Annotated in this window: 15 protein-coding genes and 3 tRNA genes; 12 read left to right on the forward strand and 6 right to left on the reverse strand. The window is 65.7% G+C overall.

Going from position 1 to position 13,107, the window contains the following annotated elements; translation table 11 throughout:
- Positions 1-101: 101 nt before the first annotated feature.
- Together ACSC1R_RS13895 and ACSC1R_RS13900 are read right to left on the reverse strand one after the other, a co-directional pair.
- A tRNA-Ser gene (locus ACSC1R_RS13895) sits at positions 102-184 on the reverse strand.
- A 41-nt stretch (positions 185-225) separates the two neighbouring features.
- Entirely contained in the window at positions 226-984 is a 759-nt protein-coding gene (locus ACSC1R_RS13900; RefSeq protein WP_439026329.1) for a TIGR04282 family arsenosugar biosynthesis glycosyltransferase, read from the reverse strand.
- 111 nt (positions 985-1,095) lie between these two features.
- Here ACSC1R_RS13900 and ACSC1R_RS13905 point away from each other — a divergent pair, with 111 nt between their 5' ends.
- The gene (locus ACSC1R_RS13905; protein ID WP_439026330.1) at positions 1,096-1,314 is read left to right on the forward strand and encodes a hypothetical protein; all 219 of its coding nucleotides are present in this window, start codon (positions 1,096-1,098) and stop codon (positions 1,312-1,314) included.
- Positions 1,315-1,323: 9 nt separating this feature from the next.
- Here ACSC1R_RS13905 and ACSC1R_RS13910 read toward each other — a convergent pair whose 3' ends face one another.
- Entirely contained in the window at positions 1,324-1,944 is a 621-nt protein-coding gene (locus ACSC1R_RS13910; protein WP_439026331.1) for a uracil-DNA glycosylase, read from the reverse strand.
- 183 nt (positions 1,945-2,127) lie between these two features.
- On the opposite strand from ACSC1R_RS13910, the gene ACSC1R_RS13915 reads away from it, so the two are divergent.
- On the forward strand, positions 2,128-3,123 hold the full coding sequence (locus ACSC1R_RS13915) for a M48 family metalloprotease (protein WP_439026332.1): 996 nt from the start codon (positions 2,128-2,130) through the stop codon (positions 3,121-3,123).
- A 9-nt stretch (positions 3,124-3,132) separates the two neighbouring features.
- Here ACSC1R_RS13915 and ACSC1R_RS13920 read toward each other — a convergent pair whose 3' ends face one another.
- Positions 3,133-3,411: a hypothetical protein gene (locus ACSC1R_RS13920; protein WP_439026333.1), complete on the reverse strand. Its 279-nt coding sequence runs from the start codon at positions 3,409-3,411 to the stop codon at positions 3,133-3,135.
- A complete protein-coding gene (locus ACSC1R_RS13925) occupies positions 3,408-4,451 on the reverse strand; it encodes an Mrp/NBP35 family ATP-binding protein (RefSeq protein WP_439026334.1) in 1,044 nt (347 codons plus the stop codon). The genes ACSC1R_RS13920 and ACSC1R_RS13925 overlap by 4 nt, the downstream gene beginning before the upstream one ends.
- 135 nt (positions 4,452-4,586) lie before the next feature.
- On the opposite strand from ACSC1R_RS13925, the gene ACSC1R_RS13930 reads away from it, so the two are divergent.
- Positions 4,587-5,234: a proteasome subunit beta gene (locus tag ACSC1R_RS13930; protein ID WP_439026335.1), complete on the forward strand. Its 648-nt coding sequence runs from the start codon at positions 4,587-4,589 to the stop codon at positions 5,232-5,234.
- Positions 5,235-5,957, forward strand: coding sequence for an archaeal proteasome endopeptidase complex subunit alpha (locus tag ACSC1R_RS13935; RefSeq protein WP_439026336.1), 723 nt, complete (start codon positions 5,235-5,237; stop codon positions 5,955-5,957).
- A 39-nt stretch (positions 5,958-5,996) separates the two neighbouring features.
- Here the strand turns inward: ACSC1R_RS13935 and ACSC1R_RS13940 are convergent, their stop codons facing one another.
- Positions 5,997-6,893 carry a DUF7351 domain-containing protein gene (locus tag ACSC1R_RS13940; protein WP_439026337.1) on the reverse strand — a complete coding sequence of 299 codons (897 nt, stop codon included), beginning with the start codon at positions 6,891-6,893 and terminating at the stop codon, positions 5,997-5,999.
- Between the two features lie 317 nt (positions 6,894-7,210).
- On the opposite strand from ACSC1R_RS13940, the gene ACSC1R_RS13945 reads away from it, so the two are divergent.
- From ACSC1R_RS13945 to ACSC1R_RS13980, 8 genes are all read left to right on the forward strand, one after another.
- On the forward strand, positions 7,211-9,100 hold the full coding sequence (locus tag ACSC1R_RS13945) for an ABC transporter ATP-binding protein (RefSeq protein WP_439026338.1): 1,890 nt from the start codon (positions 7,211-7,213) through the stop codon (positions 9,098-9,100).
- A gap of 95 nt (positions 9,101-9,195) precedes the next feature.
- Complete coding sequence (gene moaA / locus ACSC1R_RS13950; RefSeq protein ID WP_439026339.1) at positions 9,196-10,194, forward strand: GTP 3',8-cyclase MoaA; 999 nt, start codon at positions 9,196-9,198, stop codon at positions 10,192-10,194.
- 280 nt (positions 10,195-10,474) lie between these two features.
- Positions 10,475-10,559 (forward strand) — tRNA-Ser (locus ACSC1R_RS13955).
- 87 nt (positions 10,560-10,646) lie between these two features.
- The gene (locus ACSC1R_RS13960) at positions 10,647-11,159 is read left to right on the forward strand and encodes a 30S ribosomal protein S13 (protein WP_439026340.1); all 513 of its coding nucleotides are present in this window, start codon (positions 10,647-10,649) and stop codon (positions 11,157-11,159) included.
- The gene (locus ACSC1R_RS13965) at positions 11,159-11,680 is read left to right on the forward strand and encodes a 30S ribosomal protein S4 (RefSeq protein WP_439026341.1); all 522 of its coding nucleotides are present in this window, start codon (positions 11,159-11,161) and stop codon (positions 11,678-11,680) included. The genes ACSC1R_RS13960 and ACSC1R_RS13965 overlap by 1 nt, the downstream gene beginning before the upstream one ends.
- Entirely contained in the window at positions 11,681-12,073 is a 393-nt protein-coding gene (locus ACSC1R_RS13970) for a 30S ribosomal protein S11 (protein WP_261651256.1), read from the forward strand. It begins immediately after the preceding gene.
- 3 nt (positions 12,074-12,076) lie between these two features.
- A complete protein-coding gene (locus ACSC1R_RS13975; RefSeq protein WP_439026342.1) occupies positions 12,077-12,823 on the forward strand; it encodes a DNA-directed RNA polymerase subunit D in 747 nt (248 codons plus the stop codon).
- 194 nt (positions 12,824-13,017) lie between these two features.
- Positions 13,018-13,102: transfer RNA gene (locus ACSC1R_RS13980), tRNA-Leu, on the forward strand.
- Positions 13,103-13,107 lie beyond the last annotated feature (5 nt).

Below are 13,107 nucleotides of genomic sequence, written 5' to 3' on the forward strand. Positions count from 1 at the left end.
ATCGGAACCACGGTCTCTCCGCTCACTTCGTTCGCTTCGCTCCCTGATTCGAATCGCCAGAATCTACGCATTGCTCCTCGCGGTAACGCTCGGAGCAAATGCGGTGGGACTGGGATTCGAACCCAGGAGGCCGAAGGCCACCTGCTTTCAAGGCAGGCGCGTTAGTCCACTCCGCCATCCCACCACGGTCGGTCCTACCGCCGGGGTGTTCTAAGACCTGTCGGTCTATTTCCGGACGAGAGTCGGTTCACCGTCGTCCACGACCACGGACAGCCCTAGCTCGTCGACGAAGTGGGTGGTGTGGGGTGGGACGATGCGACCGGCACGTTGTCGAGCGCGCAGCAGCGAGACGACCGAACAGAGGTCGTCGCCGGTTTCGACCGTCTCGTAGCTCGGGAGGAAGTCGACTTCGAGGTCCGCGTCGCGGGCGCGGTCCGTGAGCGTCTCGACCGTCGGCCGGGCGAACGCGCCGTCGAAGTCAATCGGGTCGGTGAACGAGCATCCCCAGACGCGCCCGTCGGTTGCAGGGCCGAGAACCACGTTGGACCGCCGGAGCTTCATCGAGGCGTTGTCGATGTCCTTCCGGCCGGCCAGGGGCGCGGTCCCGTCGAGGACGAGCACTGAGGCGTGGTCCTCGCGGTCGAGGAGATGCGTGACGGTGTTGCCGACGCGGGCGTCGTAGGTCGAGCCGACCTGCACCTCGAAGCGGGTCTCGTCGGCACTGCCGAGCGCGTCGGCGGCGACGGCGCGGACCTCGGCTTCCGCCTCGCCGTCCGCCTTCGAGAACTCGTCCGGCAGGAGGTCCTCGTCGCGGTAGTTCACGAGGAGTTCACCTCCGCTCTCGGCGGCGGCGTACATCGTGTCGGCGAGCATCGCCCGGTAACAGTCGGCGGCCTCGGCGGCCGACAGGGGCGTCTCCTCGGCGAGTCGGGGCAGCACGAGGCCCTCGCGTGGGGGGTCGGCGAGGACGACCACGAGTGTCATGCCCGACACTGACGTCGCGGGCGCCTTGAACCCGCCGCTTCGGGACGAGCAGGTCCGTGACGCCGCGGCTGACCGTGCGAACTTATGTGGGACCAGCGCGACGCGTGACACATGAACTGGTTGAAAGTTCTCGGCGTGCTCGTCCCACTGGGTATCCTGGCGGCTGGCCTCGGCGCGCTCGCGACCTTCGGAACGAACCTGAGCGACCTCACCGACGTCGTCGGTCTGCCGGCCATCGCGGCCGGACTGGCCATCGTCGTGCTCGTGATGGGCGGGGTGTCGGTCCTCGGTGCCGGCTCGAAAGAGTGGCGCGCAAACACGTACTGGTGAGACGGCGGTTCAGCGACTTCTCCGACCCTTCGTCTGGCGGTAGTCAGAGGCCATCAGCTTGGCGAACTGCTCGACGAACGTCTGCGTCTCGTCCTCGGTCTGCTCGTCTGGGGCTATCATCGGGACGAGTTCGAACCCGCGGCCGCGGAACCGCTCGCCGTGGTCCGCTCGCACGTCGAACGTCTCCGCGGGGGTGGTCGTGTACTCGGTCGTGATTTCGGCCAGGGCGCGCTCGCCGACCGGAACGATGACCTCCGGGTTTATCATCCGAATCTCCGCGTTGAGGAACGGTTCACAGGTCGCTATCTCCTCGTCGGTCGGCTCCCGTTCCGGGTCGCGACATCGCGTGAGGGAGGTCACGAAGGCGTTCGCGAGTTCGGGTTCGTCCGGGTCGCCGCCGGCGCGACACAGCATGAGCCGCCGGAGGATGGAGAGGAAGGTCTCGTCGCGGGCGAACGGGACCCCGGCCCGCTCGGCCGCGGCCGACGGTCGCTCACCCACGAAGAGGAAGTCCGCGCCCACGTCGCCGTAGCCGTGGACGACGCGTTCGCGTGACTCACAGAGGTCGCAGTTCTCGCAGTCCTCGTCCATCCCGAACGGGTTGGCGAGGTCGTCCTGATTTGCGTCCACGTCGGTGGCGAGGGTCGGTGCGAGGGTAAGCGCTTCGGAGCCGAGGGTGCGCAGTCGCCGGGAGCACGGAAGGCTTATGTCGGGGAGATGCCAACTTTTCGGGAGAGCCATGCGATACTCTCTCCCCCGGGAAGCGACCCGCTTCACACTGGTCAGTGGCGTCCAGCTGGAGGTGTCCGATCGATGAGTACTGCGACGAGCACCGACCACGGCCTCGTCGTCCGGATGGTCCTCACCCTCGCGGTCGTCGCCGCGCTCCCGGTGGTGTTCCTCTACGGCCTCCTGACGGTCCCGTTCGCGGTGCTGTCACTGCTCGGCCGACATCAGGGTGCGGTCGTCCCGGCCATCTCTCCGCTGGTCGTGGTCGGTGTCGCCGCAGCCGCACTCGTGATTCAGTACCTCGTCGGCCCGTCGCTGGCCCTGCGGCTGGGACACGCTCGGCCCGCCGACGAGGACGAGTATCCCCGACTCCACGCTGCCGTCGGCCGAAGCGCCCAGCAACTCGACATCCCGAAGCCGGACGTCCGGGTCGTCGACGCCAGTGCGCCGAACGCCTTCGCGGTCGGGCGGACCCCTTCGAACGCCACTATCGCGGTGACCGAGGGACTGCTCGACGCGCTCGACGACGAGGAACTCGATGCGGCGGTCGCCCACGAACTCGCACACGTCCGAAACCGAGACGCTGCGCTGATGAGTGTCGCCTTCCTCGTTCCCACGGTCGCGTTCTTCGTCGCGAAACTCGTGAGCGGGGTGTTCAACGGTCTGGGTCACTTCTGGGTCATCCCGGGCGACGACGATTCGGGCGGCTTTCTCGTCGCCATCGCGGCGATTCTCGCCTCACTGCTGCTCATGGGTGTCCTCGCGGTCGTCTTCTGGGCCGCTGGCTTCCTGAGCTACCGGCTGCTCTCGCGCTACCGGGAGTACGCCGCGGACAGGGCGGCCGCCGAGGCGACCGGGAACCCGGCTGCCCTCGTGAGCGCCCTGACGACCATCGAGGACGGGATGGAGCGGGCCCCGGAGCGTGACCTCCGCGAACTCGATGGCGGCGAGAGTGCACTCTACATCGTGCCGCTGTCGTCCGAGATGACCGAGGAGAAGACGCTGGTCAGTCCCAGAGTATTCCCGTCGTCGCATCCGCCCACAGCGGCGCGAATCGAACGGCTTCGAGAACTGGTGTAAGAACGCTAGTCAGCGCCCGAGGCCGCCGCGCTCGATGACGTCGAGGATGAACTTCACGTTCCGCAGAATCTCCTCGGGGGACGTGTCCTCGTTCTCGTCGTAGAGGTCGCTCGTCCGATAGAGGATGTTCGCGAGCTGGTCGGACTCGGTGGTCTCGGCGCGAATCTCGTCCGCTATCTCGCGGAGGTATCGCACCTTTTCGGGGTCGGGCGCGAACTCGCGCCCGGCGTCGTCGGCCGAAGTTGCCTCGGCGGTTTCGCCCTCTGCGTCGTCGCCGTCGTCACTCATCGGCTGTTGATGTGCTGCTGTCGCTTCACGAACCCGACGTTGTCCGCGACGGCTTCCGTGATGTCGCGGAACGCCTGTCCGGTCTCGTTGTCGTGGTCGAGGACCACGGGCTTGCCCTCGTCACCCCCCGTTCTGACGGCGGGGTCGAGCGGGACCGACCCGAGGAACGGCATGTCGTGGGCGTCGGCGAACTTCTGGCCGCCGCCCTCGCCGAAGATAGCGTGCTCGCCGCCGCAGTCGGGACACCTGAACGAGCCCATGTTCTCCGCGATGCCGAGGACGACGGTGTCGTGCTTGCCGAACATCTCCAGGCCCTTCCGGGCGTCGTCGAGGGCGACCTCCTGCGGGGTCGTGACGATGACACTCCCGGTGACCGGAACCGTCTGGAGGAGCGTCAGCTGGGTGTCGCCGGTACCCGGCGGCAGGTCGATGACCATGTAGTCGAGGTGGCCCCACTCCACGTCCTCCCAGAGCTGGGTGAGGACCTTGTGGACCATCGGGCCGCGCCAGATGACGGGGTCGTCCTCGCCGACGAGGAACGCCATCGACATGAGCTTCATCCCGTACTTCTCGGGGGGAACGAGCTTCTCGTCCTTCGTCGCGCCCGGCGGCTCGTCGGCGTCGACCATCCGCGGGACGTTCGGACCGTACACGTCGGCGTCGAACAGGCCGACGGAGGCACCCATGTCCGAGAGGCCGGCCGCGATGTTCACGGCCATCGTCGACTTGCCGACGCCGCCCTTGCCGGAGGCGACCGCGATGACGTTCTCCACGTTCGGGAACACCTGCTCGTCGCCCGAGAGGCCAGTGTCGACCTTCGCGGAGAGGTCGATGTCGAGGCCGGTATCGGCGAGGGCCGCACGGACCTCGTTGGCCAGGTTCGTCTCGACGGGCGAGTACGGTGCGCCGAGTGCGAGCGAGATGTGCACCGTCTCACCCACGACCTCCACCTCGTTCACCAGTCCGAGCGAGACGATGTCGTCTCCCAATGCCGGGTCCTCGACCTGCCGGAGCCGGTCGAGAATCGCGTCTGCGTCCATGGCCGGGTGTCGGGGCGAGCGAGCGAAAAGGATTGTGTTACAGTGTTTCGCGGATGCGGGGGCCGGACCGGTCACCGCGCCAGCTAAAATATATTTTAGCTAACATATTTGGTCGGCCGGGCCCGACCGACTGGTATGAACGAATCACTGACCGAATTCGAGGTATCGCACCCGGAAACGGACGGCCCGGTCGTCGAGACCGGGACGACCATCGTCGCCGTCTCGGCTCCTGAGACGGTCGTCGTCGCAGCCGACCAGCGAGCCAGTCTCGGTGGTCGCTTCGTCGCGAACAAGGACGTCCAGAAGGTCGAACAGGTCCACCCACAGGGTGTCATCGCGCTCTCGGGCTCGGTCGGGGCGCTGCAGTCGTTCGCCGAGACCCTGCGCGCCGAGGCCAGCCTGTACAGCGCCCGCCGCGGCGAGGACCTGTCACTGGAAGCGCTCGCCACCGTCGGCGGGAACCTGATTCGCGGCGTGCCCGGTCAGGTCATCCTCGGCGGCGTCGACGTGGACGGCCCCGCAGTCTACGAACTCGACGGCGGTGGCGCGGTCATGGGGACCCAGTATGCCGCTGGCGGCAGTGGGATGCAGGTCGCCTACGGGATGCTGGAAGGCGAGGCTGAGACGGTCGAGAGTGTCGCAGAGGCACGCGACCTCGCGGGACAGGCGGTCGCAGCCGCCAGCGAGCGCGACACTGCCAGCGGAAACGGTGTGACCGTCGCCGAAATCTCGACTGACGGTGTCGAACTGGACACCTTCGCCGACGCTGCGGAGGTGGTCTGAATGCAGGGTTCTACCAACCAGCAGGCGTACGACCGCGGGAGCACCATCTTCTCGCCCGACGGCCGGCTCTACCAGGTCGAGTACGCCCGGGAGGCGGTCCGACGTGGTAGTGCGACCGTCGGCGTCAGAACTGCGGACAGTGTGGTGTTCGCCTCCTACGGTCGGCGACGTTCCGACCTGCTCGAACCCGAGAGCATCGAGAAGCTGCACGACGTGGACGGTCGGCTCGGCCTCGCCTCGGCGGGCCACGTCGCCGACGCGCGTCGACTCGTCGACTTCGCGCGCCGGTTCGCCCAGCAAGAGCGCCTGCGCTATGGGCAGGCCCCGGGCGTCGAGACCACGGCGAAGGCCATCGCCGACCACGTCCAGGAGTCGACCCAGACCGGCGGGACCCGACCCTTCGGGACGGCACTGCTGGTCGGCGGGGTCCCGGCCGACGCTGGCACGGAAAACGAGACGGCCAGGCCGCGCCTGTTCGAGACGGACCCCTCGGGGACGCCGTACGAGTGGCGCGCAACCGCCATCGGCGGCGGTTCGGGCCGAGCACAGGAATTGCTCGAAGACGAGTGGGTCGCGGGGCTCAGCACCGAGGACGGCGTGTCGCTCGCCCTCGACGCACTCGCAGCCAGTACCGAGGACGACCTCGCGCCCGAGTCGGTCGGGCTCGCGGTGATGGATGCGGCCGGATACCGGTCGGTCGACCCGGGTGGCTACCTGACGTGAGAAAGCTGGGTCGAGTCACCGTGCGTGGCTGACGCCAGGTCAGCCGGAGACGGCGTCGGCCTCCGGCTCTCCATCGACCGCCACGCGCTGTGACTCGACCACGGTCAGGTCCCGCCCCACGAACAGGGCGAGTTCTTCGTCGGCGAGCCGGGTCGTGACGCGGACGGCCAGCGGGTCGGTCGAGAGGACCGTCTCACGCCACTCCGCACCGACGTTCCACACCGGCCTGTCCTGTACGCCCTCGCCGTGGTCGTGATAGAACGCGACCACGTCCGGGTGGTCGAGCACCGTCAGCGCGACCGGACAGCCGAGGTGGTCGCTGCACACGTCGCAGTCGAAGCGGGCGGTGACGACGGGGATGTCCGTCTCTGGTGCCGCATCGTCGACGCGCTCGACCCGTCCGAAGACCGCGCCGCCACAGGTCGGGCAGATGCCGTCCGCGAAGGTCGCGATGCGGTGGCGGTGGTACCGGTCGAACGCGGTCGGGAGGTCCTCGTCCTTCCGGGTCGCGTAGCCCGCGGGCGGAAACGGCAGTTCGAGGAGGTCGCGGTCGCAGTCGGTACAGCCGACTGTGGTCACGTTGTCGACGACCCGGGCCGTGAGTGCGGTCTCGCCGCAGAACGGGCAGGGGTCCGGAAGGGAGACCGGGTCCCGGTCGACGCTGTCGGTGAACTCTCCGGCGGCGATGGCGCGAGCCACCTGCAATCCGGCGTAGGTCAGCTCGTAGCGGTCGTCCTCGCGCTTGCGGACGTACCGACCGACGAGCTGGCGGAGGTGGTAGGCGAACCCCGCCGAGGTGTCGGCGTCGGTCGCCTCGAACAGCTCCGAGAAGCTCCGGGTGGTGGGGCCGTCGTCGGTGACGAGTTCGGCGAGCACCGTCATCCGAATCTCGTTGCCGAGCACCTGGAAGGCGTCGCTCGCCCCGTCGTCTGGCATGAGTCGGCGTAGTTCCCGGGGCGTGAAATGACTGCCGGATGTGGGGCATGTCAACATATCTCAGATAGTTTGATGTGAAATGGGTGATACGACCAGATAGAGGCAGAAAGATGCGTACCCTCCACTTCGCACTCGCCTGATTCTCCCGGCCGCCCAGTCCGGGCGGCACGGGTCTCACCCACCGTGGCAATAGCCGCAGCACCGCGGCTATCTCAGCGAAACCACCGCCCACGAGCACGTTCATACCGCCCAGCAGATAGCATCGACTGCCGACCGACCACCCTGTCCCACGACATGACAGGAAACGCTACACGACGATGACAGAAACGACACCGACAGACGACGAAGAAGACGACACGTTCGAGGAACAGCGAGAGCGGGTGGACCGTCCCATGGTCCGCCTGTTCCGCGAGTACGGCCGCGCACACTGGCTGGCCATCGTCGGCGGCATCCTCATGGGAATCGCCGCTCACACCATGGCGCTGTTGCCGACGTACGTCCTCGCCGAGACCATCGACGCGGTCTTCCTACAGAACAAGCCGCAGTACTCGCTCCCGCTGGTCCCGCAGTGGGTCGTCCCGGCCGGCCGGACCGACCAGTTCTGGTTCTCCGTCGGACTGGTCGGACTGACCTACCTGAGTTCGACCGTGTTCACCTGGCTGATGGGCCTGGGGCTGAACTCCTTCGCCCAGTCGGTCCAGCACAACGTACGCTCGGACAGCTACGACGCCATGCAGCGACTCGACTACGAGTTCTTCGCCGACAAGCAGACCGGCGAACTCATGAGCGTCCTGAACAACGACGTGAACCGGCTGGAGCAGTTCCTCAATGGCGGGATATTCATCGCCACGATGCTGCTCGTGAACGTGGGCGTGACCGCCGTGTTGCTCGCCTACCTGCAGTGGCAACTGGCCCTGTTGACGATGATTACGGTGCCGCTCATCGGGCTGTTCACGTACAAGTTCGTCCAGACGATTCAGCCGATGTACTCCGAGGTCCGGTCGACCGTCGGCAAGCTCAACTCCCGGCTCGAGAACAACCTCGGCGGTATCGAGGTCATCAAGGCCAGTACCACGGAGGACTTCGAAGCCGACCGCGTCACCGACGCCTCCCAGGAGTACTACGACAAGAACTGGAACGCTATCACCACGCGCGTGAAGTTCTTCCCCGGCCTGCGATTCACCGCCGGCATCGGGTTCGTCCTGACGTTCGCCGTCGGCGGACACTGGGTGCTGACGGGGCAGGCACCGCCGTTCATGAGCGGGACGCTCCGACCGGGGACGTTCGTCGCGTTCGTCTACCTCGGCCAGCGCTTCATCTGGCCGATGAGCCAGTTCGGTGAACTGGTCAACCTCTACCAGAACGCCCGCGCCTCGGCCGAGCGCATCTTCGGCCTGATGGACGAACCGAGCACCCTCGGCGGTGACGAGGACCTTCCGGCGCTCTGCGTCGAGGAAGGGACGGTCGAGTACGACCACGTCACCTTCGGCTACGACGACGACGAGACCGTTCTCGACGACGTCTCGTTCGACGTCTCCGGCGGCGAGATGCTCGCACTCGTCGGCCCGACCGGGGCCGGCAAGTCCACAGTCCTCAAGCTGTTGCTCCGGCTCTACGACGTAGACGACGGTTCCATCCGTATCGACGGTCAGGACGTCCGCGAGGTCACACCCCGGAGCCTGCGCGACGCCGTCGGGTACGTGAGTCAGGACACCTACCTGTTCTACGGGAGTGTCCGCGACAACATCGCCTACGGGAAGTTCGACGCCACCGACGAGGAGATTCGCGAGGCCGCGAAGGCCGCCGACGCCCACGAGTTCATCTCCGACTTCGAGGACGGCTACGACACCGAGGTCGGCGAGCGCGGAGTGAAACTCTCGGGCGGGCAGCGCCAGCGTATCGGCATCGCCCGGGTGCTCCTGCGCGACCCCGACATCCTGCTGCTCGACGAGGCGACCTCGGACGTCGACACCGAGACCGAACTCCGCATCCAGGAGAGCATCGAGAACCTGGTCGCGGACCGGACCGTTATCGCCATCGCCCACCGGCTCTCGACGGTGAAAGACGCCGACCAGATACTCGTACTCGAAGACGGTGCCGTAGCGGAACGCGGTACGCACGAGGAACTGCTCGACGAGGGCGGTACCTACGCCGACCTCTGGGGTGTGCAGGCCGGCGAACTGGAGACCATCCCCGGGATGGCCTAACTGACTACCCCGCCCCGATAACGTAACCCATTTCGGTTACAATCTGCCGTTTCTGGACACCGAATTTAATAACACAGACTCACAAGGGTTGGTACATGCTGACAGACGAGTTCGGTCGCGAGGTCACCGGTGTCCGGGTCTCCCTCACGGACCGGTGCAACTTCGATTGCGTCTACTGTCACAACGAGGGGCTGGGTGACACCCGGGGGCCGATGGACCCGCAGGACGGCGAGATGAGCGCCGACGACGTGGTCCGCTTTCTCGAAGTCGTCGCGGAGTTCGGCGTGGACAGCGTGAAGTTCACCGGCGGCGAGCCGATGCTCCGCCAGGACCTGGAAGAGATAATCCGACGCACGCCCGATTCGATGGAAGTCTCGATGACGACCAACGGGACGTTCCTGCCCGGTCGCGCCGAGGACCTCGTCGACGCCGGGCTCGAACGCGTGAACGTCTCACAGGACGCGATGGACCCCGAAGCGTTCGCCGAAGTGACCAAATCCGGTGCCTACGACCGCGTGATGGAGGGCGTGGAAGCCGCCCTCGACGCAGGTCTCGACCCCGTCAAGCTCAACATGGTCGTCTTCGAGCGAACCGCGGGGTACGTCCCCGACATGGTCGACCACGTCGCCGAGAACCGCGGGCTCCAGCTCCAGCTCATCGAGTACATGCCCGAACTCACCGGGAACCCCGACTGGGCCATCGACATCCAGCGTGTCCACGACTGGCTGGCCGAGCAGGCAACCGAGATAGAGCACCGCGAGATGCACGACCGACGACGGTACTGGATCGGCGGCACGAAGGCGTCGGGTGAGGGCGGGATGGTCGAGATCGTCGACCCCGTCGAGAACCCGACGTTCTGTGCGAACTGCCACCGTGTCCGGGTCACCCACGACGGCTACCTCAAGGGCTGTCTGAACCGCAACGACGACCTCAAACCGATGGGGGAGATGTCGAAACCCGAGATACGAGAGGCCTTCCGGAAGACGGTCACCGAGCGTGTTCCATACTACGGCGAGTACATGGTCCGCAACGGTGAGGGCGAGTGGGAAGTGAACGACGAGTACATCGACGCGCCGCCACAGACTTCGGACTGAGTCGCCGGCCGATTATCCGGTGGTTCGACGACACGTCCGGGCTCGTGGTTCCTGTTCGTGATTCCTGTTACTGGTATTAGACTTCCCGCGTGTGCGCGAGCAGGCGGTACCGATTACGAGAGGTGGGCCCGCTCGGTCGGGGAGAGTCTACCGTGATGTCACGGCGTACCATCCGAAATGCGTTCCGTTGCCCTTAAGTACTGTACGGGAATACGTGTGAACGCAATACGCTGCAGGGGCGCCGCGTCCCGAGTCCGAGAGGGCGAAGATAGACAATCGAGTTGTGGTAGCCAAGCCTGGCCCAAGGCGCAGGGTTGCTAACTCTGTGGCGTCAAGCCTCCGGGGTTCGAATCCCCGCCACAACGTCGGACCTTTCACACCGGCAATTGGGCACGGTGTGAGTCTTCCAACAAGATCGGAAGTGCATCGAGCACTTCCTCCACATACCACACATGAGTGCAGAAGAACCACAGGGCGAACAAGAGGACGAGGACCTTCGGTACTTCGTCCGCATCGGGCAGACAGACCTCGATGGGACGAAGACGGTCGAACGTTCGCTCATCGAGATGAACGGCATCGGCCGACGCACGGCACGAATCGTCGCCGAGGAGGCCGGCGTGGACCGAAAGGCCACGTTCGGGCTGCTCGACGACGACGAGATCGACGCCGTCGTCGAAACCGTCGAGAACTACGCCGACGAGGTTCCCGAATGGCTCACCAACCGCCAGAAGGAGTTCTACAGCGGCGAGACAACCCACAAGGTCGGTAACGACCTGGACATGTCCCGCCGTCACGACATCAACCGCATGAAGATGATCGACTCCTACAAGGGCGTCCGTCACAAGAAGGGACAGAAGGTGCGCGGTCAGCGCACGAAGTCCACCGGACGTACCGAGGGTACCATCGGCGTCAACGTCGAGGAGATCCGCGAAGAACAGGCAGCCGAAGAAGGTGGTGACGAATAATGGCACTCGGAAGCAACACCAAGCTCTACGAGACGCCGAACCACCCCTTCCAGGGCGAGCGTATCAGCGAGGAACACGGCCTCGTCGACCGCTACGGCCTGAAGAACAAAGAGGAGCTCTGGCGAGCACAGTCCGAACTGCGCGACTACCGCCGCGAGGCGCGTGACCTGCTCGGGCAGTCCCAGTCGCTCGAGGAGGCCGAGGAGAACGCAGTCGACTTCCTCAGCCGTCTCAAGCGCATCGGCATCCTCAGCGAGGAGGACCAGCTGGACGCCGTCCTCGCGCTCGAAATCTCTGACATCCTCGAGCGCCGGCTCCAGACCGTCGCGTACCGCAAGGGTCTCGCGAACACGACCCAGCAGGCGCGTCAGTTCATCGTCCACGGGCACATCACCGTCGACGGTGCCCGCGTGAGCGTCCCCTCCTACACGGTCGACGTGTCCGAGGAGGACTCCATCGCGTTCGACGAGAACAGCCCGCTCGCAGACGAACTTCACCCCGAACGTGCGGAGGGTCAATAAATGGCAGAAGAAGCTAACGACAAGTGGGGAGTCGCCCACGTCCACGCATCGTTCAACAACACCGTCATGACCGTGACCGACCTCACGGGTGCGGAGACCATCGCGAAGTCCTCTGGTGGGACTGCTGTCAAGCAGAACCGCGACGAGGCGTCGCCCTACGCGGCGATGCAGATGGTCGAGTCCATCGCGGACGAGATCCGCGCAGCTGGCATCGAGGGTCTGCACGTCCGCGTTCGCGGCCCCGGTGGCAACCTGCAGAAGTCCCCCGGCCCGGGTGCGCAGGCCGCGATTCGCGCACTCGCTCGCGAGGACTTCGAAATCGGCCGTATCGAGGACGTCACGCCGATTCCGCACGACGGCTCCCGAGCACCCAAAGGAAAAGGCGGGTTCTAAGCCATGGACGAGGACTACGAGGTCGAGTTCGTCGAACGCGGGGAACGCGAAGCACTGTTCCTGGTGCGTGGCGTGACGCCCGCGTTCGCTAACGGTATCCGCCGTGCGATGATTGCGGACGTGCCGACGCTGTCGATCGACGAAGTTCGTGTCATCGAGAACTCCTCGGTGATGTTCGACGAACAGATCGCACACCGACTCGGGCTCGTCCCGCTGACGACGCCCGAAGGCGAGTTCGACGAGGACGACGTCATCACCCTCTCCATGGACGTGGAGGGGCCGGCGACGGCGTACTCTGGTGACCTGGTCAGTATCGACGAGATGGTCCAACCGGCGGACCAGAACGTCCCCATCATCGACCTGAAGGACGACCAGCGCCTGGAACTCGAAGCCGACGCGGTCCTCGACACCGGTAAAGAACACGCCAAACACCAGGGCGGCGTCTCGGTCGGCTACCGCCACCTCCAGCACGTGGAGGTCGTCGGTGACGCGGCCGAGTTCGAGGAGGAAGAGCCGAACATCATCCGTGGTGTCGTCGAGATCGACGGCGAACTCGTCAACACCGCGGCGTTCGACAACGACCTCACCAAGAAGTTCCCCGGCAAGGAGCTGGAAGTCACCGACGTCGAGAAGGCGTTCGTCTTCCACGTCGAGACGGACGGCTCCATGACGGTCGAGGAACTCGTCACTCGCGCCATCGACTCCATCGAGGCACGGGCGACGGAACTGCAAGACGCGGTAACGCTATAATAGACACGTGACCCGTTCCAACCACACCCTGACGGCCGCACGCCCGACACGGAGCGCTGGCTCCCGGAGCATCGGCTCCAGCCACCGTCCCGTGACCAGCGCGAGCGAAGTCGTTCGCGTCGGGCGAACGCGGTCGATAATCGAAAGTGGTTTGAAGGGGGGCACGATAATCAGTAGTACCCGCAAGGGTGCGAGCAGGGATAGCCAAGTCTGGCCAACGGCGCAGCGTTCAGGGCGCTGTCCCATAGGGGTCCGCAGGTTCAAATCCTGCTCCCTGCATCACT

Source organism: Haloarchaeobius ordinarius (genome assembly GCF_051801355.1).
Classification (GTDB): Archaea; Halobacteriota; Halobacteria; order Halobacteriales; family Natrialbaceae; genus Haloarchaeobius.